At 49.6% G+C, this 24,560-nt stretch carries 25 protein-coding genes; 15 read left to right on the forward strand and 10 right to left on the reverse strand.

Annotated features, from left to right (window positions below; translation table 11 throughout):
* The first annotated feature begins 1 nt into the window (after position 1).
* The 7 genes from E0E47_RS03190 to galE all read left to right on the forward strand — a co-directional run bounded on the left by E0E47_RS03190 (position 2) and on the right by galE (position 6,376).
* The gene (locus tag E0E47_RS03190; RefSeq protein ID WP_130892864.1) at positions 2-958 is read left to right on the forward strand and encodes a Fe-S cluster domain-containing protein; all 957 of its coding nucleotides are present in this window, start codon (positions 2-4) and stop codon (positions 956-958) included.
* Between the two features lie 29 nt (positions 959-987).
* On the forward strand, positions 988-2,334 hold the full coding sequence (gene rsxC / locus E0E47_RS03195) for an electron transport complex subunit RsxC (protein ID WP_172604748.1): 1,347 nt from the start codon (positions 988-990) through the stop codon (positions 2,332-2,334).
* A 12-nt stretch (positions 2,335-2,346) separates the two neighbouring features.
* Positions 2,347-3,336 (forward strand): RnfABCDGE type electron transport complex subunit D, encoded by a 990-nt coding sequence (locus tag E0E47_RS03200; protein ID WP_130892866.1) that lies wholly within the window; start codon positions 2,347-2,349, stop codon positions 3,334-3,336.
* Positions 3,333-3,962, forward strand: coding sequence for an RnfABCDGE type electron transport complex subunit G (locus E0E47_RS03205; RefSeq protein WP_008627583.1), 630 nt, complete (start codon positions 3,333-3,335; stop codon positions 3,960-3,962). Before E0E47_RS03200 ends, E0E47_RS03205 begins: the two co-directional genes overlap by 4 nt.
* Positions 3,963-3,980: 18 nt before the next feature.
* On the forward strand, positions 3,981-4,565 hold the full coding sequence (locus E0E47_RS03210; RefSeq protein WP_130892867.1) for an RnfABCDGE type electron transport complex subunit E: 585 nt from the start codon (positions 3,981-3,983) through the stop codon (positions 4,563-4,565).
* Positions 4,566-4,585: 20 nt separating this feature from the next.
* Positions 4,586-5,197 (forward strand): electron transport complex subunit RsxA, encoded by a 612-nt coding sequence (gene rsxA / locus E0E47_RS03215; protein ID WP_130892868.1) that lies wholly within the window; start codon positions 4,586-4,588, stop codon positions 5,195-5,197.
* A 144-nt stretch (positions 5,198-5,341) separates the two neighbouring features.
* Complete coding sequence (gene galE / locus E0E47_RS03220) at positions 5,342-6,376, forward strand: UDP-glucose 4-epimerase GalE (RefSeq protein WP_008622763.1); 1,035 nt, start codon at positions 5,342-5,344, stop codon at positions 6,374-6,376.
* A 197-nt stretch (positions 6,377-6,573) separates the two neighbouring features.
* On the opposite strand, the gene E0E47_RS03225 is transcribed toward galE, so the two are convergent.
* The 3 genes from E0E47_RS03225 to E0E47_RS03235 are packed head-to-tail and all read right to left on the reverse strand — an operon-like array spanning position 6,574 to position 8,644.
* A complete protein-coding gene (locus E0E47_RS03225; RefSeq protein WP_130892869.1) occupies positions 6,574-7,218 on the reverse strand; it encodes an MBL fold metallo-hydrolase in 645 nt (214 codons plus the stop codon).
* A gap of 12 nt (positions 7,219-7,230) precedes the next feature.
* A complete protein-coding gene (gene rsmG, locus E0E47_RS03230) occupies positions 7,231-7,851 on the reverse strand; it encodes a 16S rRNA (guanine(527)-N(7))-methyltransferase RsmG (RefSeq protein WP_130892870.1) in 621 nt (206 codons plus the stop codon).
* 13 nt (positions 7,852-7,864) lie between these two features.
* A complete protein-coding gene (locus tag E0E47_RS03235; protein WP_232038315.1) occupies positions 7,865-8,644 on the reverse strand; it encodes an RsiV family protein in 780 nt (259 codons plus the stop codon).
* Positions 8,645-8,889: 245 nt separating this feature from the next.
* Here E0E47_RS03235 and E0E47_RS03245 point away from each other — a divergent pair, with 245 nt between their 5' ends.
* From E0E47_RS03245 to E0E47_RS03260, 4 genes are read left to right on the forward strand one after another with little or no spacing between them, the layout of a single operon-like run.
* Positions 8,890-9,810: a restriction endonuclease gene (locus tag E0E47_RS03245; protein ID WP_130892873.1), complete on the forward strand. Its 921-nt coding sequence runs from the start codon at positions 8,890-8,892 to the stop codon at positions 9,808-9,810.
* Positions 9,811-9,855: 45 nt separating this feature from the next.
* Positions 9,856-10,260 carry a hypothetical protein gene (locus tag E0E47_RS03250; RefSeq protein ID WP_008627594.1) on the forward strand — a complete coding sequence of 135 codons (405 nt, stop codon included), beginning with the start codon at positions 9,856-9,858 and terminating at the stop codon, positions 10,258-10,260.
* On the forward strand, positions 10,257-11,555 hold the full coding sequence (locus E0E47_RS03255) for a DUF3440 domain-containing protein (protein WP_130892874.1): 1,299 nt from the start codon (positions 10,257-10,259) through the stop codon (positions 11,553-11,555). Before E0E47_RS03250 ends, E0E47_RS03255 begins: the two co-directional genes overlap by 4 nt.
* On the forward strand, positions 11,542-12,063 hold the full coding sequence (locus tag E0E47_RS03260) for an IbrB-like domain-containing protein (RefSeq protein ID WP_008627598.1): 522 nt from the start codon (positions 11,542-11,544) through the stop codon (positions 12,061-12,063). The genes E0E47_RS03255 and E0E47_RS03260 overlap by 14 nt, the downstream gene beginning before the upstream one ends.
* A 21-nt stretch (positions 12,064-12,084) precedes the next feature.
* Here the strand turns inward: E0E47_RS03260 and E0E47_RS03265 are convergent, their stop codons facing one another.
* From E0E47_RS03265 to E0E47_RS03275, 3 genes are read right to left on the reverse strand one after another with little or no spacing between them, the layout of a single operon-like run.
* Positions 12,085-13,260 (reverse strand): MFS transporter, encoded by a 1,176-nt coding sequence (locus tag E0E47_RS03265; protein WP_040602866.1) that lies wholly within the window; start codon positions 13,258-13,260, stop codon positions 12,085-12,087.
* Between the two features lie 58 nt (positions 13,261-13,318).
* Positions 13,319-14,602 carry a Na+/H+ antiporter NhaC family protein gene (locus tag E0E47_RS03270; protein WP_130892875.1) on the reverse strand — a complete coding sequence of 428 codons (1,284 nt, stop codon included), beginning with the start codon at positions 14,600-14,602 and terminating at the stop codon, positions 13,319-13,321.
* A 28-nt stretch (positions 14,603-14,630) separates the two neighbouring features.
* On the reverse strand, positions 14,631-15,710 hold the full coding sequence (locus E0E47_RS03275) for a LacI family DNA-binding transcriptional regulator (RefSeq protein ID WP_008627603.1): 1,080 nt from the start codon (positions 15,708-15,710) through the stop codon (positions 14,631-14,633).
* Between the two features lie 212 nt (positions 15,711-15,922).
* On the opposite strand from E0E47_RS03275, the gene E0E47_RS03280 reads away from it, so the two are divergent.
* The 4 genes from E0E47_RS03280 to E0E47_RS03295 all read left to right on the forward strand — a co-directional run bounded on the left by E0E47_RS03280 (position 15,923) and on the right by E0E47_RS03295 (position 20,386).
* Positions 15,923-16,945 (forward strand): sugar kinase, encoded by a 1,023-nt coding sequence (locus E0E47_RS03280; protein WP_130892876.1) that lies wholly within the window; start codon positions 15,923-15,925, stop codon positions 16,943-16,945.
* A gap of 28 nt (positions 16,946-16,973) precedes the next feature.
* Positions 16,974-17,642, forward strand: coding sequence for a bifunctional 4-hydroxy-2-oxoglutarate aldolase/2-dehydro-3-deoxy-phosphogluconate aldolase (locus tag E0E47_RS03285; RefSeq protein ID WP_008629215.1), 669 nt, complete (start codon positions 16,974-16,976; stop codon positions 17,640-17,642).
* 430 nt (positions 17,643-18,072) lie between these two features.
* Positions 18,073-19,887, forward strand: a complete 1,815-nt coding sequence (locus E0E47_RS03290) for a heavy metal translocating P-type ATPase (protein ID WP_232038514.1) — start codon at positions 18,073-18,075, stop codon at positions 19,885-19,887.
* Between the two features lie 67 nt (positions 19,888-19,954).
* Positions 19,955-20,386, forward strand: a complete 432-nt coding sequence (locus E0E47_RS03295; protein WP_130892877.1) for a Fur family transcriptional regulator — start codon at positions 19,955-19,957, stop codon at positions 20,384-20,386.
* A 16-nt stretch (positions 20,387-20,402) separates the two neighbouring features.
* Here E0E47_RS03295 and E0E47_RS03300 read toward each other — a convergent pair whose 3' ends face one another.
* The 4 genes from E0E47_RS03300 to E0E47_RS03315 all read right to left on the reverse strand — a co-directional run bounded on the left by E0E47_RS03300 (position 20,403) and on the right by E0E47_RS03315 (position 24,538).
* Positions 20,403-20,957 (reverse strand): hypothetical protein, encoded by a 555-nt coding sequence (locus tag E0E47_RS03300; RefSeq protein WP_130892878.1) that lies wholly within the window; start codon positions 20,955-20,957, stop codon positions 20,403-20,405.
* Entirely contained in the window at positions 20,951-21,508 is a 558-nt protein-coding gene (locus E0E47_RS03305) for an NUDIX hydrolase (RefSeq protein ID WP_130892879.1), read from the reverse strand. The genes E0E47_RS03300 and E0E47_RS03305 overlap by 7 nt, the downstream gene beginning before the upstream one ends.
* Positions 21,509-21,595: 87 nt before the next feature.
* On the reverse strand, positions 21,596-23,083 hold the full coding sequence (locus tag E0E47_RS03310; protein WP_130892880.1) for a UxaA family hydrolase: 1,488 nt from the start codon (positions 23,081-23,083) through the stop codon (positions 21,596-21,598).
* A gap of 9 nt (positions 23,084-23,092) precedes the next feature.
* Complete coding sequence (locus tag E0E47_RS03315; protein ID WP_130892881.1) at positions 23,093-24,538, reverse strand: tagaturonate reductase; 1,446 nt, start codon at positions 24,536-24,538, stop codon at positions 23,093-23,095.
* Positions 24,539-24,560: the final 22 nt, after the last annotated feature.

Genomic DNA, 24,560 nt, shown 5'->3' on the forward strand with positions numbered 1-24,560 from the left:
TATGAACGTGATTTTGATTGCAGTAATTATTTTGGGAGTCGTGGGGTTGGTGGCATCCATCATGCTCTATGCGGCATCCAAGAAGTTTGCTGTCGTAGAGGATGAACGCATTGGCCAAGTGGCAGAAGTCTTGCCGCAAGCCAATTGTGGCGGATGCGGTTATCCGGGATGTGCCGGTTTTGCCGCTGCTTGCGTGAAAGCGGCAGACGGTGGTTCGCTCGAAGGCAAGTTATGTCCCGTAGGCGGACAACCGGTTATGGAAAAAGTAGCCGGAATTTTGGGGCTTGCAGCTGCGGCCAGCACCCCGAAAGTGGCTGTTGTGCGTTGTAACGGGACTTGTGCCAATCGACCACGTGTGGTGGATTACGACGGGGTGCGCAGTTGCCGTGTGCAGCTGTTGGCGGGCACAGGAGAGACGGCATGCGCATTCGGTTGCTTGGGAGGTGGTGATTGTGTGGCGGCGTGCCAGTTTGGTGCATTGTCCATCAATCCGGAAACAGGATTGCCCGAGGTAGACGAAGAACGCTGTACGGCTTGTGGTGCCTGCGTCAAGACCTGTCCGCGAAGAGTCATCGAGCTCCGGCCGAAAGGACCGAAAAACCGCCGAATGGTCGTGATGTGCGTAAACCGCGACAAGGGTGCTGTGGCGAACAAGGTTTGCAAGGCTTCCTGTATCGGTTGCGGCAAGTGCGTGAAGACATGTCCGTTCGAGGCCATCACTCTCAACAACAATTTGGCCTATATCGACCCGGAAAAGTGCAAGTTGTGCAGAAAGTGTGAGGAAGCTTGCCCGAAAGGAGCCATCCATGCCATCAACTTCCCGCCGCGTAAGCCGAAAGTGGAGAAACCGGCCGCAACAGCAGCCCCGAAACCAACCGATCCGGCGGCACAACCGGTATCCGCTCCCGCAGCACAGCCTGTAACCACCGTTACATCGGAAGAAAAGAAAGAAGCATAATTCATAGGATTGTCAAATTAAAAAAGAATATCGTGAAAACGTTTAAGATAGGTGGAGTTCATCCATCTGAAAACAAACTTTCCGCCACTTCTCCCATCCGTCGGGCCGGATTGCCCAAACAAGCTGTCTTTTCGCTTTATCAGCATATTGGCGCACCGGCTAAACCGGTCGTAGCCAAAGGAGATGAAGTGAAAGTAGGCATGATGTTGGCCGAGGCAGACGGCTTTGTGTCGGTTCCCGTCCACTCCTCCGTGTCCGGAAAAGTGAGCAAGATAGATGCGATTGTCGATGCTAGCGGTTACCGCCGTCCGGCCATCTTTGTAGACGTGGAGGGAGATGAATGGGTCGAGACGATTGACCGGACCCCCGATTTGGTGACATTGGCTCAAAGGCCGGAGTTGACAGCCGAAGACATCGTGAACACGGTGAAAGCGGCCGGTATTGTCGGTATGGGTGGTGCCACATTCCCCTGCCATGTGAAACTGACTCCTCCCAAGGGGACAAAAGCCGAATGCGTCATCATCAACGCTGTGGAGTGCGAACCGTACCTGACAGCCGACCATCGGTTGCTGTTGGAAAAACCGGACGAAATCCTGGTAGGAGTGGATTTAATCATGAAGGCAGTGGGTGTGGACAAGGGTTATATCGGCATCGAGAACAACAAACCGGATGCCATCGCTCTCTTGACGGAGAAAGCGAAAGCTTATCCGCATATTGAGGTCGTGCCATTGCAAGTGAAATACCCTCAGGGAGGAGAGAAGCAGTTGATTGCCGCTGTTACCGGACGTGAAGTCCCGGCTCCTCCGGCATTGCCCATTAACGTAGGAGCAGTGGTACAAAATGTCGGTACGGTTTTTGCCATCTATGAAGCGGTAATGAAAAACAAACCCCTGTTTGAACGTGTCATCACCGTGACGGGTAAGGAAGTGCAAAACCCTTCTAACCTGTTGGCCCGTATCGGCACGCCGATGAACCAACTCATCGAGGAATGCGGCGGCTTGCCAGAAAACACAGGAAAAGTAATTGGCGGAGGCCCGATGATGGGAAAGGCGCTGATGAACCTCGACGTGCCGGTATGCAAAGGTTCTTCCGGCCTCCTGCTCATGAGTGAACGGGAATCTCGTCGCGCGGAACCGCAGCCCTGCATCCGTTGCGCCAAATGTGTCAGTGCCTGCCCGATGGGGCTCGAGCCCTATTTGTTGGCCACGGCTTCCGCGTTGCGCAACTGGGAGTTGGCGGAAGATAACGACATCACGTCATGCATCGAATGCGGTTCGTGCCAGTTTACCTGTCCTTCCACACGCCCGATGTTAGATAATATCCGTATGGGCAAGACTACTGTAATGGCCCTCATCCGGGCTCGTAATACAAAATAAAAGAGAAAGATTATGGCAAAGAAATTAATTGTATCGCTGTCGCCCCATGTGCATGGACGGGATAGTGTACAAAGAAATATGTATGGAGTGTGCATCGCACTCATACCGGCCCTGTTAACCTCGTTGTATTTCTTTGGGTTGGGAGCCGCTATCGTATTGGCTACGTCCGTGGCTGCCTGTGTGTTCTTCGAGTGGGCTATAACGAAATATGTATTGAAACGCGATCGAGTAACGATAACAGACGGTTCGGCCATCCTGACCGGACTGCTGTTGGGGTTCAATCTGCCTTCCAATCTGCCGATATGGATTATCCTCATCGGAGCATTGGTAGCCATCGGTATCGGTAAGATGACTTTCGGCGGATTAGGGTGTAATCCCTTCAACCCGGCATTGGTGGGGCGCGTGTTCCTTCTGGTTTCATACCCGGTGCAGATGACCACATGGCCTGTGCCCGGACAAATGGTAGCTTATCTCGATGCCGAAACAGGTGCCACTCCGTTGGCTGTCATGAAGGAAGCAATCAAGAGCGGAGACGCTTCCGTACTTCAAAGATTGCCAGACGCTATTGACATGCTCGTAGGTCAGACCGGAGGATGCTTGGGCGAAGTGAGCGCTTTGGCCTTATTGATAGGTCTGGCCTATATGTTGGCCCGGCGTATCGTGACATGGCACATTCCAGTTTCCATTTTGGCTACCGTTTTTGTGTTGGCCGGACTGCTCCATCTGTCTAATCCCGTTTATGCGTCTCCCGTGTCCGTATTGCTCACGGGTGGTATGATGTTAGGGGCCTGCTTTATGGCTACGGATTATGTGACCTCGCCCATGACGGCAAAGGGACAGATTATTTATGGAGTGGCCATAGGTATGCTCACCGTAGTCATTCGTACTTTCGGCGCATATCCTGAAGGTATGTCGTTCGCAATCTTAATCATGAACGCCTTTACGCCGTTGATTAACACCTATTGTAAACCTAAAAGATTCGGGGAGGTCGTAAAAAAATGAAAAAGTTAGAGTCTTCATTACTCAATATGGTCCTGGTGCTGACCGCCATTTCCCTCATAGCCGGGGGGACTTTGGCTTATATTAATAAGGTGACACAAGGCCCCATTGCCGAAATCAACGCAAAGAATTTGCAGGATGGCATCAAAAAAGTGATTTTGGGAGGTCAACCCGGTGATTTAAAAGTTGAAGAACCGGTAGAATCAAACGGTTATACTCTCTATAAAACCGACAAGGGAACGGCCGTGAAGGCTGTAACCAATGGGTTCGGCGGACCGCTTGAAGTCCTGGTTGGTTTTAATGAGGTTGGTGACATTCTGGGCTATACGATTCTGGCTACGGTAGAAACTCCCGGACTGGGTGTGAAAGCCGACACGTGGTTCCAGAAAGGCGGTAAGGGCGACATTATCGGGCGGAATCCGGGAGAGAAGGAACTGGCCGTATCCAAAGACGGCGGAGACATCGACGCCATCACGGCGTCTACCATTACTAGCCGGGCTTTCCTGAATGCCGTGAATGCTGCTTATCAGGCGTTGAAAGGAAATACCAGCGATGCAGCGAGCGGAGCTAGCGTACAGGCCGGACGGGTGGAAAGCGCAACCGGAACCGGAAGTGATTCTATTCATTAAAGAAAGGAGGGACGTAATATGAATAATTTTAAAGTGTTGATGAACGGTATCATCAAAGAAAACCCGACGTTTGTACTTCTTTTGGGTATGTGTCCCACTTTGGGTACGACTTCTTCGGCATTGAACGGTATGTCCATGGGATTGGCCACGACTTTCGTGCTCGTATGTTCCAATGTGGTTATTTCCATGATTAAGAATTTGATTCCCGACATGGTGCGTATTCCGGCATTCATTGTCGTCATCGCGTCTTTCGTAACCGCCTTGCAAATGTGCATGCAGGCATTCGTTCCTGACATCTATGCCACATTGGGCTTGTTCATTCCCTTGATTGTAGTGAACTGTATCATTTTGGGACGTGCCGAAGCATTTGCCAGTAAAAACGGAGTGGTACCTTCGTTTTTCGATGGAGTAGGAATGGGGTTAGGTTTCACAATCGCCTTGACTGTTCTCGGAGCTGTACGAGAGATTTTGGGAACGGGTAAAATCTTCGGTCTGGAGGTTTGGCCGGAAGATTACGGCATGCTGATGTTCGTGTTGGCTCCCGGGGCTTTCATCGTATTGGGGTACTTGATTGCCATTGTGAACAAACTGAAAAAAGCGTAAATTTGTAAACTTAGAACAATATGGAAGCAATATATCAGTATTTAATCGTTTTCATCACCGCCATATTTGTCAACAACGTCGTGTTGTCGCAAATTCTTGGTATTTGTCCGTTTCTCGGCGTATCCAAGAAAATCAATACGGCTTTAGGCATGTCAGGTGCTGTGGCGTTCGTTTTGGTGCTCGCCACATTGGTGACTTACCTGTTGCAGTATTATGTTTTGAACCCGCTCGAACTCGGCTATTTGCAGACCATAGCTTTTATCTTGGTTATTGCTGCATTGGTGCAGTTGGTGGAAATCATCCTGAAAAAAGTATCCCCGGCACTTTATCAGGCATTGGGAGTATTCCTTCCTCTGATAACCACTAACTGTGCTGTGCTTGGTATGGCCATCCTGGTTATACAAAAGGAATTCAACCTGATGATGGGGGTATGGTATGCCTTGAGCACTGCGTTGGGCTTCGGACTGGCATTGGTTATATTTGCCGGCATACGCGAGCAACTCAACCTTGTGTCCGTACCTAAAGGGATGCAGGGCATGAGTATCGCGTTGGTCACCGCTGGTTTATTGGCCATGGCATTCATGGGATTCAGCGGAGTAGATAACGGATTGAAGGCATTTCTTAGCCTCTAATCCGCCACGTTTTTTCAAAACTGATACGACCTGCAAAGAAAATGCGGGTCGTATCGTTTTTTTATGGTCAAAAATCATACAGCATATAATTAAATTTAGTACATTTGCTATTGTTACAAAAACAAAAAATCGAAGCTTACTAATATGAAAGAGACAATTTTAGTGACAGGCGGTACCGGATTCATCGGTTCACACACGACGGTGGAACTCCAGCAGGCTGGTTATGACGTAGTCATCGTGGACAACCTCTCGAATTCACGTGAAGATGTATTGGATGGTATCGAAAAGATTACCGGCATTCGTCCGGCTTTTGAGAAAGTAGACTTGCGCGATTTCGACGCCACCGAGTCGGTATTCAAAAAATATCCGAAAATTAGCGGTATCATTCATTTTGCAGCGAGCAAGGCTGTAGGTGAAAGCGTACAGAAACCGTTGCTGTATTATCATAACAATATCGTTTCCCTGATTAATCTGTTGCAGTTGATGCCGAAGTATGATGTGAAGGGTATCATCTTCTCTTCGTCATGTACCGTATACGGCCAACCGGATGTGCTACCTGCCACAGAGGAGACCCCCATCAAAAAGGCGGAAAGCCCATACGGCAATACCAAACAGATTAACGAGGAAATCATAGCGGACACCATCAAGAGCGGCTCTCCGATAAAAGCCATCTTGTTGCGTTATTTTAACCCGATTGGTGCGCACCCCACAGCGTTTATCGGAGAAATGCCGAACGGCGTGCCTCAGAACCTGATTCCCTACCTGACACAAACGGCCATGGGCATCCGTAAGGAATTAAGTGTGTTCGGAGACGATTATGACACGCCGGACGGCTCTTGCATCCGTGATTATATTTATGTAGTGGATTTGGCTAAGGCACATGTTTGCGCCATGACGCGCATCATGGAAGACCAGACTACCGAACCGGTGGAGGTTTACAACATCGGTACGGGTACGGGTACTTCCGTGCTTGAATTGATTAATGCTTTTGAGAAAGCTACCGGTGTGAAATTGAATTATAAGATCGTAGGACGCCGTGCCGGTGACATCGAAAAGGTGTGGGGCAATGTGGACAAAGCCAACAAAGTGTTGGGTTGGAAAGCCGAAACTCCGTTGGAGGACGTGTTGGCCTCCGCTTGGAAATGGCAATGCGTATTGCGCGAAAAAGGAATAATGTAAATAAAATAAAGGACACAGAAGACGCTTTATGCGTAATTGCGCATTAATCCAGTTGGTATTTCCAATATGTGAATAGTCGGGAATATCACGCTTTAAATAATTTAAGACAGGTTAGTGTGCACAATAGTTTTGTCGTGTTTTATTTTGTGTTTGTGTTGTTACTCTCTTCCGACGTGAGTCGGAAGAGAGTTTTTCGTTTATACATATGGATTGTGAGTCTTCTCGAATCTGATTTCAGTGTGTGGCCCGTGCCCGGGATAGACACGGGTATCTTCCGGCAGAGTAAACAGCTTGTTCCTGACGCTCTCGCACAAGACTTCACTGTCCCCGCCGGGGAAATCCGTTCGTCCAACGCTGCAATAGAACAAAGTGTCGCCGACAAATACGGCTTTTTCTGCAGCGCAGTAAAAACAAATGCCCCCGGGGGTATGTCCGGGAGTATTCAGGACGGTTAACGTGTGATGTCCGAACGAGATGTCATCTCCCTCCGTCAGGTAACGCGCAGCCGCAGGAGTAAGCCCTTCTTTCATCACCTGTGCCAACGGTCCGAATATCTCCGCTCCCATACCTTTATATATAGGTTCGTCTGCCCGGTTGAACTCCGGACCGACATGAAAGGTCTCCCAAATGAATGCGGCCCCGAAACAGTGGTCGTAGTGCATGTGGGTGCAAAGGTGGTGCCTGACCTGTAAACGACGGTTTTCAATATAATCCATAATCTGCCTGCGGTCATCGTCGGTAAGGGCACCGCAATCTATGACTACGGCTTCACGGGTGTCGTCGCTCACGACGTAGCAGTTCTCTTCCAACATGTTTACCGGAATTTTTTTTATCTCTAGCATCTTTCCTATCCTTTAAAGTGAAACGTACACCACTTTCTTGGTGGCAAAATATTCTTCCGTAAAGAACTCTTTCAACGGGGTAACCATTGTGCGGTTCTTCAACGGGGTCGTCTCTTTCTCCAATTCGCCCCCCTTCAGGCAGACAAGGCCGTTGGGGATGGCGTTGTGCTGCACGGGAGAAATATTCTTGCGTATAATTTTGACCAAATCTGCCAACGGCATGACGGCACGGCTTACCACAAAATCGAATTTGGCCTTCTCTTCCTCTGCCCGGCAATGGCGGAAAGTCACATTCTTCAACCCGAGCTCCCTAGCCACTTCCATGCAAACCTTGATTTTCTTACCGATGCTGTCCACCAGATGGAAATGGCAGTCGGGGAACATGATGGCGAGGGGTATCCCCGGAAATCCGCCTCCCGTCCCCAAATCCATAATCTCAGTGCCGGATTTGAAACGGGTGAATTCGGCAATTCCCAAGGAATGCAATACATGATGTTCATACAGATTGTCGATGTCTTTCCTAGAAATGACATTGATTTTAGCATTCCAGTCATGATAGAGCGCGTCCAACTGCTGGAATTGTTCTGTCTGTTTTTCCGAAAGTTTCGGAAAGTATTTTAAAATCAGCTCCATATATCTTTATTTTTTATTTCGTATGGGTTTCCAACCTACTGTACGGCAAAGTCAGCCTGATAGCCCCGACTTCATACGCAGCTATCTCGTCGGCATTGTAAATGAAAGTAATACCTTCTTTTCCCAGTTCATAATTCAAGGGAATGTAAATGTCGGTAAGCCGTAGTATGCCTTTATCCTGCAGTTCTTCCCGGTTGCGGCAACCGTACGTTTTCAGGAGTTCGTCTGCCAACAAGGAAGGAAGCAAGGCCAAGGAAGCAGGGGGCAACACGTCCTCCAACTTCACCAACTCACCCGTTTCTGTATCGAAATTCAAACATTGTTCCTCCCGATAGTCGCGTGCTCCTCCCTCGTACTTTACTTTATGAATCAGATAACACAAATATCCGTTCAGCCCGTCTTTGTGTTCCGTGGCTATCCGATATTTGTAATCGTACCACGAGGAGTTGATGCCGCTTTGCCGGTCGGCTTTGTATAAATCGGTCAAATTTCTCCGGTATTGCTCCGCGTACGTCAGACAGAACGAATCGGCGGTCGAGGCGAACGAACGGTGCATTCCTCCAAACAGATGAAAGGCAATGGTTCGGTTCATGTTCCGGGCTGCACGGGTCGTGTCGTTTATCTCATCCGCCTCTATGATAACTCTACATGCAGGCGAGTGCTCGCTGCTGTCCAATGGTACGGTCTTCTCAACTTTTAATTGCTGAAAGGACAACGAACAACTTCCATCTTCACCTCGGCATGCACATAAAAAAGCCATGGCAAAAGCAAGGCCGTATATATATTTACTCATCTTTCCGTATTTCATCCCAAAAGCCTGTTATGAATGCAAAGGTAGTGAAAGGCGGGCGCAGAGGCAAATGAAAACGCAATTTTCTGATGGAACTGTACCGGGCTACCTCTTGTCGGCTTCCGCCTTTTACGCAACATATCGCTTTTACCGATAAATCATAAAACAAATGCTTTTTGTAGCAAAAATACGATGGATTTCTGAAAAAATATTCGTACTTTTGGACACTATATAACAAGCGATAAACAATGATACCGGACTTCCAATCCTGCATGCTGCCTTTTCTTCGGAAATTAGAAGACGGCAGCGTCCATTCAATGACAGAAATACAAAACGCACTTATCAGAGAGTTTCATCTGACGGAAACCGATGTAAAGGAAATGTTACCCAGCAATAGGACCACACGTTTCAGAAGTAACGTAGGATGGGCCAAAACCCACATGCAAAAAGCCGGTTTGCTAGAAACTCCTCAACGTGCACAATATAGAATTACAGAGGCGGGATTGCGCCTGTTGCAAACTCGTCCGGAGCATATTAATATGAAATTGCTTTTCAACTATCCGGCTTATAAGGAATGGATTGCTTTATCCAACAGAAACAGTGAACCGAAACGGAATTCCAGACAGGAATCTGAGTGTGCCATACAGACACCGGACATCATCATGGAAGAGGAATATAAGAAGTTACGCAATATATTGGCGCAAGATTTGTTGGAGCGTATCTTAAAAAAAGACCCGGGCTTCTTCGAAGCCTTGGTTATCAAATTACTGGTAGCGATGGGATACGGCGGTTCTTTAAACGAGGCTGCGGACATGGTGGTAGGAAAGAGTGGGGATGAAGGCATAGACGGTATCATCAAAGAAGATAAACTCGGTCTGGACAACATTTATATCCAGGCTAAACGTTGGAATAACGTAGTGGAACGTCCCGAAGTACAAAAATTTGTCGGTGCTTTGGCCGGCAAAGGAGCCACCAAAGGGATATTCATTACCACATCCTCGTTCAGTCGGGGAGCACGGGAATTTAAACCGCAGAACAATATCAAAATAGTGCTGATAGATGGGAATCAACTGTGTGAATACATGATAGATTATAATATCGGGGTGTTTACTGCCAACACCTTTGAGGTGAAACGAATAGATATCGACTTTTTCGAGTCGGAAGAATGAAAATAAAAGGAAATAAGTGAACGTCGGACAAAATTACCTGTAAGCATGGAGATAATGCGTTTGAATGGGGTGGATGCCAGACTGTATCCACTTGTGGGACCTCTGGTCATGAACCCGGCCATTTTAAGACAGAATAATAATTATCCCTTTAAAACCTCCAACCGCTACTTGTGGTATATCGCCATATCGGACGGAGTAATCGTCGGATTCATCCCCTTGAAGAAAAATGAAAAGAATTACCATATAGATAATTATTACATACAAGGAGACCGTACGGAAACGATTGATGCTTTGTTACATCATGTCATCGACGATTTGGAAGCCGACTCTTTACTGACGGCCTTAGTGCATAAACGTCATACGGAAGCTTTCCGGCAAAATCAATTCCGAACAGATAAGCAACTGACTCTTTATGATAAAATGGAGTATATTCCTGTCCCTGAAATATGATACGCCAGTTAAATGTATACGAAGCCACGCAACGGAGATTAAAAATCATTTTTGATTATTTCGACTATGTATATGTATCCTTTTCCGGAGGTAAGGACAGTGGCGTGCTTTTAAACTTATGTATCGACTACCTTCGAAAGCATGAACCGGGCCGGAAGCTTGGAGTATTCCACATGGATTACGAGGCACAGTACCGGCAAACTACGGAATATGTGGAACAAACCATGGCTTCCCATCCTGATATGTTGGAGGTATACCACTGTTGCGTTCCTTTTAAAGTTTCCACTTGCACTTCCATGTACCAATCTTATTGGCGTCCGTGGGAGGAGAGCAAGCGTGACATCTGGGTTCGGGAAAAGCCCAAAGATTGCTATACGGCCAAAGACTTCGAGTTTTTCAACGAGGAACTATGGGACTATGATTTCCAACACCTTTTTGCCCCATGGTTACGTATGCAAAAGAAATGCAAGCGTGTCTGTTGCTTGGTGGGGATACGCACGCAAGAGAGCTTTAACCGATGGAGAAGCATCCACAGTGACAGAAACTACAAACGTTTGGCCTATTATAAATGGACTCACAGGCTCGACCATCACATATACAACGCATATCCCATTTACGACTGGAAAACCACAGATATTTGGACGGCCAACGGAAAATTCAAATGGACGTACAACCATTTGTATGACTTATACTATCAGGCCGGAATTCCTATCGCTCACCAACGTGTGGCCAGTCCGTTTATTTCCCAAGCCATCTCGGCATTGTCCGTTTACCGCGTCATCGACCCTGATACTTGGGGACGGATGCTCGGTCGTGTCAATGGGGTGAATTTTGCAGGTATTTATGGCCGTACCGTGGCCATGGGTTGGAAGTCCATCAAGTGCCCGAAAGGCTTTTCTTGGGAGGAGTACATGTATTTCCTTTTAGACACCCTTCCCGATAAGACGCGGCAGAATTATCTGAGGAAACTTGACGTGAGCAAACGCTTTTGGAGAGAACGCGGGGGATGCCTTGCCGAAGAGACCATAGAACGGCTGAAGGCATTGGGCGTGAATTTCAAGTTAGGAGGCGAAACGGCCTACCATACGGACAAGCAGCCGGTAAGAATGGAATATCTGGACGACATCGACATCCCCGAATTTAAAGAGATACCGACCTATAAACGCATGTGTATCTGTATATTGAAAAACGACCATACGTGTAAATACATGGGATTTGCACAAACCAAGCAGGAAAAAGAACTGCGCGAAAGAGTAATGAAGAAATATAAAGCGTTAGAACATGGACAAATATAAAAGCCCGGTATACAATATTATTGCGGTGCCTATCGAAAAGGTTGTGGCAAACGAATATAATCCTAACATAGTGGCTCCTCCTGAAATGAAACTTCTGGAACTCTCAATATGGGAAGACGGTTACACCATGCCCTGCGTATGTTATTACCGGAAAGAAGAAGACGTGTATGAAATCGTAGACGGATTCCATCGTTACCAAGTCATGAAAACTTCACCACGCATTTATGAACGGGAGAAGGGGTTGCTTCCTGTTTCCGTTATCGACAAAGACCTTTCGGAACGCATGGCATCTACCATACGGCACAACCGGGCCCGCGGCATGCATTCGGTGGAATTAATGAGCCATATCGTGTCTGAACTGACCAAATCCGGAATGTCGGACAGTTGGATCATACGCAATATAGGGATGGACAAGGACGAACTTCTGCGGTTGAAACAAATATCGGGGTTGGCAGAACTTTTTGCCGACAAGGCTTTCAGCCCCTCGGATGATTGGTTGGAAGAATGATCCTACGGATGAAATTCCTTATTATTTCTTGGAACGCAATGTGATGGAAAGAGAGCATAACGTCAGCAAAACGCCGACTGCGGTCACACCTGCCCATCCGCCGATGTGCCAGAAACTTCCGGCCAGAAAAGTCCCCATGGAACCGCCTACAAAGTAAGTGGTCATGAAAATGGTATTGACACGATTGGAGGCCGAGGGGCACAGTTCAAAGATACTGGCTTGATTGCTGAGTTGGATACATTGCATGCCGATATCGATAAGCAGAACTCCGGCAATGATACCGACATAACTGTTTCCACCCCAATACAATGAAGCCCATGCCGACAGAATCAGACTGCAACCGATGAAATTAAAATTACGTATGCCTACACGTTTCACATATTTCCCTACGAAAGAAGCCGTGAGTGCCCCGGCGATTCCGCATAACCCCAGTCCGCCAATCACATCGCTGTCGGCATAAAACGGCGCGCTTCCCATCTTGAAAGCTAAGCATGACCACATCGCCAGAAACGATCCGAAGGCCAATCCCGACCGTATGGAATAAATACGGAGGGCTGGATAATCCCGTAGAAGGTGGAACAGGGATTTCATCAAAGTACTGTATCGCCCCTCGAACGTAGGACGTATGTCGGGAAGTACCTTCAGGACGACGAAGGCACAGATGCACATCAGTCCGGCAGCAATAAAGTACATCTCGCGCCATCCCAACAGTTCTCCCACCCAACCGCTGATCACTCTGGAGGCTAAGATGCCGGTAAGCAGGCCGGAAATGACCACTCCCACATTGCGCCCCTTATGTTCAGGACGGGAGTATTGGGAAGCTATAGGAACAAATATTTGAGGAATCATGGAACAAATACCCGTCACTAAAGAAGCTGTCCAAACCGTATAAATACTTTCAGCCACCGCCATGGCCAACAAAGCAAAGACGAGCAGGATGAAATTGATTAATATGATTCTTTTCCTGCGATATAAATCACCGAGCGGTACGATGAAGAGCAAACCAAGCGCGTACCCAACTTGCGTTATCATGGCAATCAGATTAGCCTGAAAGTCCGAGATGCCCAAATCAGCCCGCATAAGGTTCAGCAAAGGTTGGTTGTAATACAGGTTCGCTACGGAGATGCCGGCCACGATGGCCAATGTCCACAGTATATGCGCCGGAAGGCCGGCATTTTCCTTTAATTCAAATTTCATCGGCTTTTTCTTTTTTTTGATAGTTTTTCCCCACAATCCAACTGGGCATTCATCCACGTCAGGAATACTTTTTCGGGTAACGGAACAGTATGCTCAGCAGCGCACAAGCCCCCATGATGAACGGATAATATAAATAAGGTATGATGTCTATCGGGTTGATGGATGCCAACCCGGCAGCCATCAGGAGCTGTGCCCCGTATGGAATCAGCCCTTGCGTAAAACAAGAAAACGTATCCAGGATACTTGCGCTTTTGCGCTTATCCACTCCGTACTTTCCGGCTATGTCATGGGCCAACGGGCCTGCCGTGATGATGGCTACCGTGTTATTAGCCGTACACAAATTGATAACGCTCACTAATGCCGCTATGCTTAATTCCGCCCCGCGTTTGGAACGTATATGCCGGGTCAGTGCGTGTAGGATATAATCTATACCTCCGTTGTAGCGGATGGTTTCCATCAGTCCGCCCGCCATCATCGTAATGATAATCAGTTCCCCCATTCCGGTGATGCCTTCTCCCATGGCAGCAAACCAACCGAACAAATCGTATGTACCCGTAAAAACGCCAACCACACCGCTCAATACCACCCCGAGCACTAAAACCATCATGACGTTCATTCCCGCAACGGCCGTAACCAACACCACCATATAAGGAACCACCTTAATCCAGTCCACTTCGGGCAGTTGTTGCGGTGCGTGGATATGTACTCCCATAAATATATACAATGCGAACGCGATGGCGGCTGCAGGCATGACGATTTGTGAATTGACTTTAAACTTATCGCTCAACTTACATCCTTGCGTACGGGTAGCCGTAATAGTCGTATCGGATATGAACGACAAGTTGTCGCCGAAAAAAGCTCCTCCGGCTACGATAGCTACCAACAACGGAAGACCTGTCCCTGTCTCGTGGGCTATACCTGCCGCCAAAGGCGTTAACGCCACAATCGTACCGACAGAAGTCCCTATGGAAAGCGAGATGAAGCAAGCTGCCAGAAAAATGCCTCCCAACAGCAGGTTCTCCGGCAAGAGTTGCAGGGAAAGGTTCACCGTCGCGTCGATAGCCCCCATGGCTTTGGCCGATGCGGCAAAAGCTCCTGCAAGGATAAAAATCCATATCATCAGCATAAGGTTCGGCGAACCGGCTCCTTGGGAATATACCTTTACCCTCTCTTCCAACGGAACGCCACGCATGGTCGCGACCGCATAGACGGACGACACCATGAAAGCCACCGTGATAGGCACTTTATAGAAGTCACGGACGATAATGCTGGTCACGAGATAAAGGAGCACGAAAACGAGCAGCGGACTGATGGCTGCCACACTTTTTCCATTTATAGACATTTCGCAACGTTTACATGTGGACGGCCGGTCATTTCTCGTCGGCCGTATAATAAATATAATTCTCAGCCGTCAACAATTCAAGCGGCATGTAATTGCATTGCTGTACGGCTTTCTTCAACACGATATGGTTGAACAGCGCCTTCACGCTGTTGTAGCCTTGTTTCCACGGATGTTGGGCAATAAGAAAATCGATAGTGCCTTGTTTGAGGCATTCCACATTCCGTCCCACCATGTCGTAGCCAAACAAATGGAAATCTTTCAAGCTGTTATGTTGAAAGTATTCTCCCAAAATGTATGCGCGGGAACAGAACGTGATGCAATGCCGGATGTCCGGATGTTCATCCAAAAATGCACGTATCCTGCTTTCGTATCCGTCCTCTCCGTCAAGTTGCAGGGAAAGCTCCACTACTTCGCAATCCGGATAATATGTCGTCATGTATTCCCTGAAACCCACCTCGCGGTATTCCTGCTGACGGGAGGCCACACGCCCTTTCGACATGAGCTTCATCAACAAAATGCGCCGGGCGTGTCCGCCGGCCTGCATCATGAAGATGCGCCCGGCAAAATAACCACTCTTCAAGGAATCTTGTCCGAAGAAAGCCAACGGCTCTATCTCGGGAACATTGGAATCCAAAAAGACAAATGGAATGTCCTGTTCCTGTAACCGGCGGCAAAACGTCTGGGTCACATCGAAATTTTGTGGGACAATGACCACCCCGTCCGGCTTTTTATCCCAAATACGCTCGGCGGCAGAGGCAAAAGAACTACCTTCAAACTGGTCATAATACTCCGTAATCAACGAAAGGTGGAAATCGCCCCGATTAAGAATGCACTGCCGCAACCCTTTTTCCACGTTGGTCCAATAAGCATTCCTGTCGTGACCGGGAAGCAGGCAGCAAAACGTATATTTACGGTTATATGCCAAGGCACTGGCATACATGTTAGGCTGATAATTGATTTCCTTCAATATAGCTTCCACTTTGGCTCTCGCCTTACCCGAGACATTGGGACGGTTATGCAACACACGGTCTACTGTACCTACCGAAACGCCGGAACGTTCGGCTATATCTTTGATTCTGATTTTATCTGACGAATGGACTTCCCACATAATACTCTTTCTTATTCGAGAAACGAAATGGTACGAAGATACGTTATTTTAATGGTACACAAGGTATGAAAAAAACAAAAACTCGTTTTTTTGATTTATTTTTCCGTAAAAAAGAACGCCTTACGGAAAAAATATCTATTTTTGCATATCAAAAAAATAAATTGTGTGGGTTAACAGTAAAAACCAAGGCTAACAATAACCAAAATACAGGTATGGGAAAAATAATAACGATGGGAGAAATCATGCTCCGTTTGTCTACACCCGGACAATCTCGTTTTGTACAGACAGACACATTTGATATTAATTACGGGGGCGGGGAAGCCAACGTAGCCGTAAGTTGTGCCCATTATGGACATGAGGCCTACTTTGTTTCCAAACTGCCCAAGCATGAAATAGGTCAGGCTGCCGTAAATGCCTTGCGCCGTTATGGCGTACACACTGATTTCATCGCCCGTGGCGGTCAGCGCGTGGGAATATATTATCTGGAAACAGGAGCCTCCATGCGTCCGTCCAAAGTCATTTACGACCGTGCAGGGTCGTCTATTGCAGAGGCTTGCCCGGACGATTTCGATTTCGATGCCATCATGGAAGGTGCCGACTGGTTTCATTGGAGCGGTATCACACCGGCCATTTCAGATGCCAGTGCCGAATGTTTGCGCCAGGCATGTATTGCAGCCAAAAAGCACGGCGTGACCGTTTCCTGCGACCTCAATTTCCGCAAGAAGCTTTGGACATCGGAGAAAGCCCAAAGCATTATGAAGCCTCTGATGCAATACGTGGACGTATGCATCGGCAACGAAGAAGACGCAGAACTTTGTCTGGGCTTCAAGCCGGATGCGGACGTAGAAGGGGGCAGCACGGAAGCCGAGGGTTACAAAGGCATTTTCAAAGGCATGATGGACACGTTCGGTTTCAAGTACGTCATTTCCACTTTGCGTGAATCCATCTCGGCCACTCACAACGGGTGGAAAGCCATGATATACGACGGTAAGGAGTTCTATGTGTCCAAACGTTACGACATAGACCCCATCATCGACCGTGTCGGAGGAGGCGATTCTTTCTCAGGAGGCATCATTCACGGCTTGCTGACAATGAAGACCCAAGGCGAGGCGTTGGAGTTTGCCGTAGCGACTTCGGCTTTGAAGCACACAATTCCGGGCGACTTCAACATGGTATCCGCCGAAGAAGTGGCAGCTTTGGCCGGAGGTTCTGCCAACGGTCGTGTACAAAGATAAACCCGTCCAACGATAACAAGAAAAAGATATGGCAAAATTCGATAAACTTGCAGTCATGCAAAAAATAGGGGAAACCGGCATGGTTCCCGTATTCTATCATTCCAATGCCGAAACGGCCAAGAAAGTAATCAAGGCGTGCTATGATGGTGGCGTGCGCGCATTTGAATTCACCAACCGTGGCGATTTTGCCCAGGATGTGTTTGCAGAATGCGTGAAATTCGCTGCCAAGGAATGCCCGGAACTGGCTTTGGGCATAGGTTCCGTTGTGGATGCCCCTACAGCAGCCCTCTACATCCAGTTAGGAGCTTGCTTCGTGGTAGGGCCGTTGTTCAATCCTGACATCGTACCGGTATGCAACCGCCGTTTGGTGCCCTACTGTCCGGGATGCGGCACAGTATCGGAAATCGGCAAGGCACAGGAATTGGGCTGCGACCTTTGCAAGCTCTTCCCCGGTGACGTGTACGGCCCGGCTTTCGTGAAAGGGATGATGGCACCCTGCCCATGGACCAAGCTTATGGTGACGGGCGGCGTGGCTCCTACGAAAGAGAATCTGACCGCATGGGTCAAAGCCGGAGTCTACTGTGTGGGGATGGGTTCCAAATTGTTCCCGAAAGAAGAAGTTGCTGCCGGGAATTGGCAATACATTACCGACAAATGTAAAGAGGCTTTGGGCTATATTGCCGAAGCGCGTATATAATGACAAAGGACATTAGATTTTTATGAGTAATACAATTGGTTAATTTTGTGGTATGTGATTTGCGAAAACCGCATACCTTGGTTTTAATGTTTTTAGATGTGGGTGTCATGTCTTGTGAAAAACGTGGCACAGTTTAACTTTTTATAATTATTAAAATTTTAGGTTAATGTATGCGGCTTTGTGAAAAGCCGCATTTTTTGTATACATGGGAAGTGTGCTATTCCATTAGCCGAAATGTTTTATGCAACCAAGTTGCACGGAAAACCGGATAACTTTGCCATAGAAATCATAAAAAAGCCATATAGTGAAAACAAAAGCACATACCTGTGGGTGCGGTCACGGCATCTGCCACACGGAAAACAATCGGAAAACCAACCTGTGTCTGTGGTTTTCTTTCGCAGTTTTGATCAGCGGCATCACATGTCAAAGCATGGACACTGCCTTTTTTCGCCCTTCATGGGTACGGCTGTGTTGGTTCTTCGTGGGGTGGTTGCCCGTAGCGTTCCCCATCATGAAAGAGGCGTGGGAAACCATTCGCCACAAGGACTTTTTCAATGAATTTACGCTGATGCTGTCGGCCTCGCTCGGCGCTTTCTATATCGGAGAATATCCGGAAGCTGTGGCGGTCATGCTCTTTTATGCCGTGGGAGAGATGTTTCAGGACCGTGCGGTGGACAAAGCCCGGAGCCATATCAAGTCGTTGTTGGACGTGCGGCCGCAGACTGCCACCGTACGGCGCGACGGGCAATGGCAGACGGTGGCACCGGAAACCGTGGGGGTAGGAGAGGAGATTGAAGTCAAGACAGGCGAACGCGTCCCCTTGGACGGTGTGTTGTTGGAGCCTGAAACCGCTTTCAATACCGCCGCATTGACCGGCGAAAGCGTGCCGCGCATGATTGGACAAGACGAAGAAGTACTGGCCGGTATGATACCGACCGAACGGGTCGTCAGATTACGCACTGTACGCGGCTATACCGACAGCGCCCTGTCACGTATCCTCGACATGGTACAGCATGCGGCTTCACGCAAAGCTCCCACCGAACAGTTTATCCGCCGGTTTGCCCGTGTCTACACTCCGGCTGTCACGATGCTTGCCGCACTGTTGGTCGTGTTGCCTTGGCTTTATGCCTCATGGCATCCCGGTTTCATCTACGATTTTCATGCATGGCTCTACCGGGCGTTGGTCTTTCTCGTCATTTCCTGCCCCTGTGCATTGGTGGTCAGCATACCGTTGGGCTATTTCGGAGGAATCGGGGCTGCCTCACGCCGGGGAATCCTGTTCAAAGGCAGTAACTATCTGGACGCCATTACCCATATAGATGCCGTAGTATTCGATAAGACCGGCACACTGACCTGCGGCGTCTTCCGGGTGCAGGAAGTACATCCTTCCGGCGGCCTCACAGCCGACGAACTGCTGGCATGGGCCGCAGCGGCGGAATCCGGAAGCAACCATCCCATAGCCCGTGCCGTCGGTGAATATGCCAAACAACAGGCCATAACGCTTCCTGCGGTAAGAAATACGGAAGAACGGGCCGGATTAGGTCTGCGCGCCATGACCGACCGAGGCGAACTTTTAGTCGGGAAGGCGGCATTATTGGCTCAAAACCAAGTGGCTTATCCCGAAGACATCCTTCACATTCCCGACACGATTGTGGTTGTGGCCCTCGACGGACGCTATGCCGGCTACCTGCTGTTGGCCGACGAGCCGAAACCCGACGCATCCCGTGCCGTGGCGGCTCTCCATGGCCTGGGCATCCGCAACCTCTGCATTTTATCCGGAGACAAGTCGGCATTGGTGGGCAAACTGGCCGGACAATTAGGGATTTCCCGTTATTTCGGCGACCTGATGCCGGAGGACAAAGTGCGGCATATCGAAGAATTCCAAACAGAAGAACATGCGCGTGTGGCTTTCGTCGGCGACGGACTGAACGATGCGCCCGTATTGGCTGTCAGCAAGGTAGGCATTGCGATGGGCGGGTTGGGAAGCGACGTGGCCATCGAAGCGGCCGACATCATCCTGCAAACCGACCAACCGTCGAAGATAGCCGAAGCCATTCGCATAGGTCGCCGCACACGAGCCGTCGTGTGGCAGAACATCATCGGTGCCCTTGGGGTGAAACTGCTTGTATTGGCGTTGGGTGCTTTCGGTGCGGCCACCTTGTGGGAAGCCGTCTTTGCCGACGTGGGTGTGGCTTTGTTGGCCATTCTGAATGCCGTCCGGCTGTTGAGTGATAAAAAAGATTAAACCATCGCCATACTATGGGATAAAGCACGTACCTTTATCCCATGGTTATATTGGAGGCATATACATTATGGAAGAAGACATCTATTTGCATAAACTGAATTTACGGAACGTGAAACCCACAGCCATCCGTCTGTTTATTCTCCGTACGATGATGGAAATGAACCGTGCCGTGTCACAACCCGACTTGGAAGAAAGACTGCAAACCGTGGATAAGTCCACCATATTCCGCACCATCTCGCTGTTTCTGGACCATCACCTGATTCATGCCATTGATGACGGGTCAGGCGCACTGAAATATGCGGTATGCAGCGACGATTGCACTTGTTCGGTGAGCGACCAACACGTACATTTCTATTGCGAAGGATGCCATCGGGCTTTCTGTTTTCGGAGTCAGGCGGTCCCGGTGGTGCAGGCACCGGAAGGATTCGTCCTGCACGGGGTGAATTATGTACTCAAAGGACTGTGTCCGGCATGTGCGGCCCGTATAGATAAAGACTGACATTTTGTCAGTAGCCTTATCCTCGTTTTTGGGAAACAATACCAACCATGACACGGCAGCGCACACTGCGCAATGAGGGCGGAAGAAGATCCGGTTCCATGATTTCGAGATTTGACTTCAATTCGTCCAGCAACTCTGGATGGGGGAGGCATAATTTATAGGCCAGTTTCATACAAAGTGCACGGACGCTATAGGGATACCGGGAAGAAGACATGCCGATAAGGCAATAGTCCAAGAAATCCGTACGGAACGGGTGGGGGAGCACAGAACGGGAAATGAGCGTGAGCAACAGGCGGCGGAGCGTTTCGCTCCGGGTATCCATGGCACGTTCCATCCACGTGCCCACGTAGTGCGGTGGGAGGCTTGGCAAAAGGTCGGTATCCGCATACGTGAAGATCCATGCAGCATTTTCCGCCATGCGGCTGTCGCCATCCGCTATGATACGGTACAACGTGTCGCGGAACATGCCATCGTATGCCAAGCGTTTCCCACAGGCGCGGACTTCCCGCATAGGAAGGCGACCGGACAGCATGTCCTGCCATTCGGAAGCGGATGAAGCCTGACCTACCATAGATGGTGCTCTGCAAAATAACGCCATAACGGAGCGAGCATCAACGCCTGCTTGATTTCGTTGTGCTGCAAGAGGCTGCGCACTTCCTCCACGGTTAGGAAATGCACGCTGATGTCCTCGGTGGCTTCCCGGTGGGGAGCCGACATGCGTTTCACTCCCCGTGCCACAAAACAATGGCATTGGTTGTTCATGGAAGACGTATTGGGCGAAATGGTCATCAAGTGCGCCCATACCCCGCCACCGAATCCCGTTTCTTCGTGCAGTTCCCTTTGAGCGGATTCCAACGGTGTTTCCCCTTCTTCGCACACCCCGGCACATATCTCATAACCGGTCCACTGCAATCCATGACGGTATTGCCTTTCCATGATAAATTTTCCATCTTCGGTCAAGGCTATCACATTGACCCAATCCGGATACTCCAACACGTAGTATTCGTCATTTTCCACGCCATTGGGAAGCCTCACCTTGTCGCGCCGGGCAGTCAGCCAGGGGCGACGGATGAGGTATTCACTCTCCAAAACCGTCCATTGTTTATCTTTGTCGTCCGTCATATCAAGTTGTTTACTACGCAAAGGTAAGTCTTTTCTTTAAAGAAAAGCTTCCGGAAAGCGAAAATCTTCCGGAAGCATGATTCCGGTTTACAGGGTAACGCCGGACTTGAAAATAGCAATTTCGTGATAACCGTTCTCTTCGTTCAACGTCTGCCGCCCACTGGCCACGTCGAGGACGAAAGACGTGAAGCGTTCCAATACGAGTGGCATGGGTTCTCCTTCCAGTAACGTGCCGGCATTGAAATCTATCCAATTAGACTTTTTCTCCGCCAATCCGGTGTGGGACGAAATCTTCACGGTGGGCACAAACGTACCGAAAGGCGTGCCGCGTCCGGTCGTGAACAGCACGATATGGCATCCGGAGGCCGCCAAAGCGGTACTGGCCACAAGGTCGTTGCCGGGAGCACTCAGCAAATTCAGTCCCGGAGAAGACAAGGTTTCTCCATATTCCAACACGTCGCACACGGCAGTCGTCCCGGATTTCTGCGTACATCCCAATGACTTTTCTTCCAAGGTGGAAATCCCCCCGGCCTTGTTTCCCGGCGAGGGGTTCTCGAAGACCGGTTGCCCGTGGCTGATGAAATAGTCCTTGAAACCATTGATGAGCGAGACGGTCTTCCGGAAAACCGCCGCATCCTTGCAACGCGCCATCAAAAGCGTTTCGGCACCGAACATTTCAGGCACCTCTGTAAGCACCGTGGTGCCCCCTTGTGCCACGAGGTAGTCTGAGAAACATCCTAAAAGCGGATTGGCCGTAATGCCGGAAAAGCCGTCGGAACCTCCGCATTTGAGTCCTATTTTCAGTTTCCCCATCGGCACTTCCGTCCGGCTGTCTCCCACCATCCGGGCATATAAATCCCGGAGAATCGTCATCCCGCTCTCCATCTCGTCCTCCTCGTGTTGGCAGACCATAAAGCGTATGCGCTCCGTGTCATAGTCTCCAAGTAAGGCACGGAATGCGTCGGGCTGGTTGTTTTCGCAACCCAAGCCGATTATCAACACGCCGCCGGCATTGGGATGGAGTGCCATGTCGCGCAGGATGAGGCGCGTATGCTCGTGGTCGTCTCCTAATTGCGAACACCCGTAATTATGCGTGTAAGCCCTGATGCCGTCTATTCCTTCGGCACGGGTTTCCTTTTCGAGCATCCGCGCCAAACGTTCGGCTACGCCGTTGACGCATCCCACGGTGGGGATAATCCATAATTCGTTGCGGATGCCCACTTCGCCGTTCCTGCGTGCATAACCCGAGAAGGTCCGCAGGCAGTCGGGCAGGGGGCATGGGACGGGTACGGGTTGGTACCGGTAATCCGATATGCCCTTCAGGTTGGTACGCAACATCCGCTCGTTCACCCATCGGCCCGGCTCTATCGTTTCCGTGGCATGCCCGATGGGGCTGCCATACTTGATAACGTCCTGTCCGGCGGCAATATGGGCGAACGAGACTTTATGGCCGGCCGGAACCTGCTCCCTCACCTTGACAATCGTGCTCCCGTATGTGATGCTTTCTCCCTCCTCCAACGGTTGCAAAGCCACGGCCACATTGTCCGCCGGATGAATGATAATATATTTCAACATAAAGAAATCCTATGAATCCAACATGTGTTTCAGTGCCTCCCGCATGCCCTGTAAGCGGATGTCTTTCAGGTAACGTGCCAAGAGTACGCCCAATCCGGGTATCCGGTTCAAATCTTCACCCCACCAATCCGTACGTTCCAACACGCCAGTGGCCACCTTTTGCTCGTCGCCGTCCTGCCACAAGCAGGCCACGTGTGCCATGATGTCGGGGGAGTCGGACGGGACAATCAGAGTACCATCCTCGCGGCTGCCACCTTTATAATAAATAATCAGGGCTGCCAGGCCGAACACGATTCCGGACGGGAGCGTGCCTTTGCGCCTGAGGTATTCTTTCAGTCCCGGCAAATCCCGCGTGGCGAACTTAGGGAAGGCGTTCAGCATGATGGACGTGACCTGATGGTCTACAAACGGGTTGGTAAACCGTTCCATCACGCTGTTGGCAAATGTCCGGAGTTCTTCCAACGGCAAGTCTATCGTCTCGATGAGTTCGTCGAACATCACTTTGTGGATATACCGCCCCACGTCCGGGTCTTGGCAGGCATCACGCACGATGTCTACTCCGGAAAGATATGCCACGGGGGAGAGTAGCGTATGAGGCCCGTTCAGCAAGGTCACCTTTCTCCGGTGGTAAGGTTCTTCGTCGGGCACAAAGCGTACGTTCAGGCCGCATTCCGCAGCCGGAAACTCCTGCGCCACATTTTCCGGAGCTTCGATGACCCAAAGGTGGAATGCCTCGCCCTGTACGACGAGTTGGTCTTTGTATTGCAGCCTTTCCTGAATCTCTTCGATGTGCTTACGGGGAAAGCCCGGCACGATACGGTCCACCAACGTGGCATACACGCCGCATGCCCCTTCGAACCATGCCGCAAAATCCTCGCCAAGCTGCCAGAGGTCGATATATTGTCGGATGATTCTTTTCAGATGATGCCCGTTCTGGAAAATCAACTCGCAGGGAAAAATAAGCAGCCCCTTGCTTTTGTCGCCACGGAAATGACGGAAACGATGGTAGAGCAGTTGCGTCAGTTTTCCGGGGTAAGAGGCAGCCGGACGGTCGTCGAGCCTGCAAGCCGGATCGAATGCGATGCCGGCCTCGGTCGTATTGGAAACGACAAAACGAATTTCCGGTTGCTCGGCCAGTTTCATATACTCGTCAAAATGGCTATAGGGGTTAAGCGCACGGCTGATGACATCTATCAGGCGGTATGAGTTTACCACCTGCCCGTTTTCAAGCCCTTGCAGGTTGACGTGGTAAAGGCCATCCTGCCGGTTGAGCACATCCACCATGCCCTTTTCGATAGGTTGCACCACGACCACGCTGCCGTTAAAGTTACTGCGCTCATTCATATTTGATATAATCCAATCCACGAAAGCGCGCAGGAAATTGCCTTCGCCAAACTGTATGATTCTCTCTGGCCTTTCACTCTTGGAGGCCGTTGTTTTATTCAATTCCAACATAGATACATTTATTTAATTGACC

This window comes from Paraprevotella xylaniphila YIT 11841 (assembly GCF_900683745.1).
Taxonomy (GTDB): domain Bacteria; phylum Bacteroidota; class Bacteroidia; order Bacteroidales; family Bacteroidaceae; genus Paraprevotella; species Paraprevotella xylaniphila.

Bases quoted from the DNA above. Each gene is read 5' to 3' on its own strand.
- E0E47_RS03315 (WP_130892881.1), bottom strand. From the start codon at position 24,538: ATGTTGGAATTGAATAAAACAACGGCCTCCAAGAGTGAAAGGCCAGAG.
- E0E47_RS03210 (WP_130892867.1), top strand. From the start codon at position 3,981: ATGAATAATTTTAAAGTGTTGATGAACGGTATCATCAAAGAAAACCCG.
- rsxA (WP_130892868.1), top strand. From the start codon at position 4,586: ATGGAAGCAATATATCAGTATTTAATCGTTTTCATCACCGCCATATTT.
- rsmG (WP_130892870.1), bottom strand. From the start codon at position 7,851: ATGGAGCTGATTTTAAAATACTTTCCGAAACTTTCGGAAAAACAGACA.
- E0E47_RS03225 (WP_130892869.1), bottom strand. From the start codon at position 7,218: ATGCTAGAGATAAAAAAAATTCCGGTAAACATGTTGGAAGAGAACTGC.
- E0E47_RS03190 (WP_130892864.1), top strand. From the start codon at position 2: ATGAACGTGATTTTGATTGCAGTAATTATTTTGGGAGTCGTGGGGTTG.
- E0E47_RS03305 (WP_130892879.1), bottom strand. From the start codon at position 21,508: ATGACGGACGACAAAGATAAACAATGGACGGTTTTGGAGAGTGAATAC.
- E0E47_RS03270 (WP_130892875.1), bottom strand. From the start codon at position 14,602: ATGTCTATAAATGGAAAAAGTGTGGCAGCCATCAGTCCGCTGCTCGTT.
- E0E47_RS03205 (WP_008627583.1), top strand. From the start codon at position 3,333: ATGAAAAAGTTAGAGTCTTCATTACTCAATATGGTCCTGGTGCTGACC.
- E0E47_RS03200 (WP_130892866.1), top strand. From the start codon at position 2,347: ATGGCAAAGAAATTAATTGTATCGCTGTCGCCCCATGTGCATGGACGG.
- E0E47_RS03255 (WP_130892874.1), top strand. From the start codon at position 10,257: ATGATACGCCAGTTAAATGTATACGAAGCCACGCAACGGAGATTAAAA.
- E0E47_RS03260 (WP_008627598.1), top strand. From the start codon at position 11,542: ATGGACAAATATAAAAGCCCGGTATACAATATTATTGCGGTGCCTATC.
- E0E47_RS03275 (WP_008627603.1), bottom strand. From the start codon at position 15,710: ATGTGGGAAGTCCATTCGTCAGATAAAATCAGAATCAAAGATATAGCC.
- E0E47_RS03280 (WP_130892876.1), top strand. From the start codon at position 15,923: ATGGGAAAAATAATAACGATGGGAGAAATCATGCTCCGTTTGTCTACA.
- E0E47_RS03235 (WP_232038315.1), bottom strand. From the start codon at position 8,644: ATGAGTAAATATATATACGGCCTTGCTTTTGCCATGGCTTTTTTATGT.
- E0E47_RS03310 (WP_130892880.1), bottom strand. From the start codon at position 23,083: ATGTTGAAATATATTATCATTCATCCGGCGGACAATGTGGCCGTGGCT.
- E0E47_RS03285 (WP_008629215.1), top strand. From the start codon at position 16,974: ATGGCAAAATTCGATAAACTTGCAGTCATGCAAAAAATAGGGGAAACC.
- E0E47_RS03265 (WP_040602866.1), bottom strand. From the start codon at position 13,260: ATGAAATTTGAATTAAAGGAAAATGCCGGCCTTCCGGCGCATATACTG.
- E0E47_RS03300 (WP_130892878.1), bottom strand. From the start codon at position 20,957: ATGGTAGGTCAGGCTTCATCCGCTTCCGAATGGCAGGACATGCTGTCC.
- E0E47_RS03290 (WP_232038514.1), top strand. From the start codon at position 18,073: ATGGACACTGCCTTTTTTCGCCCTTCATGGGTACGGCTGTGTTGGTTC.
- E0E47_RS03250 (WP_008627594.1), top strand. From the start codon at position 9,856: ATGGAGATAATGCGTTTGAATGGGGTGGATGCCAGACTGTATCCACTT.
- E0E47_RS03295 (WP_130892877.1), top strand. From the start codon at position 19,955: ATGGAAGAAGACATCTATTTGCATAAACTGAATTTACGGAACGTGAAA.
- E0E47_RS03245 (WP_130892873.1), top strand. From the start codon at position 8,890: ATGATACCGGACTTCCAATCCTGCATGCTGCCTTTTCTTCGGAAATTA.
- galE (WP_008622763.1), top strand. From the start codon at position 5,342: ATGAAAGAGACAATTTTAGTGACAGGCGGTACCGGATTCATCGGTTCA.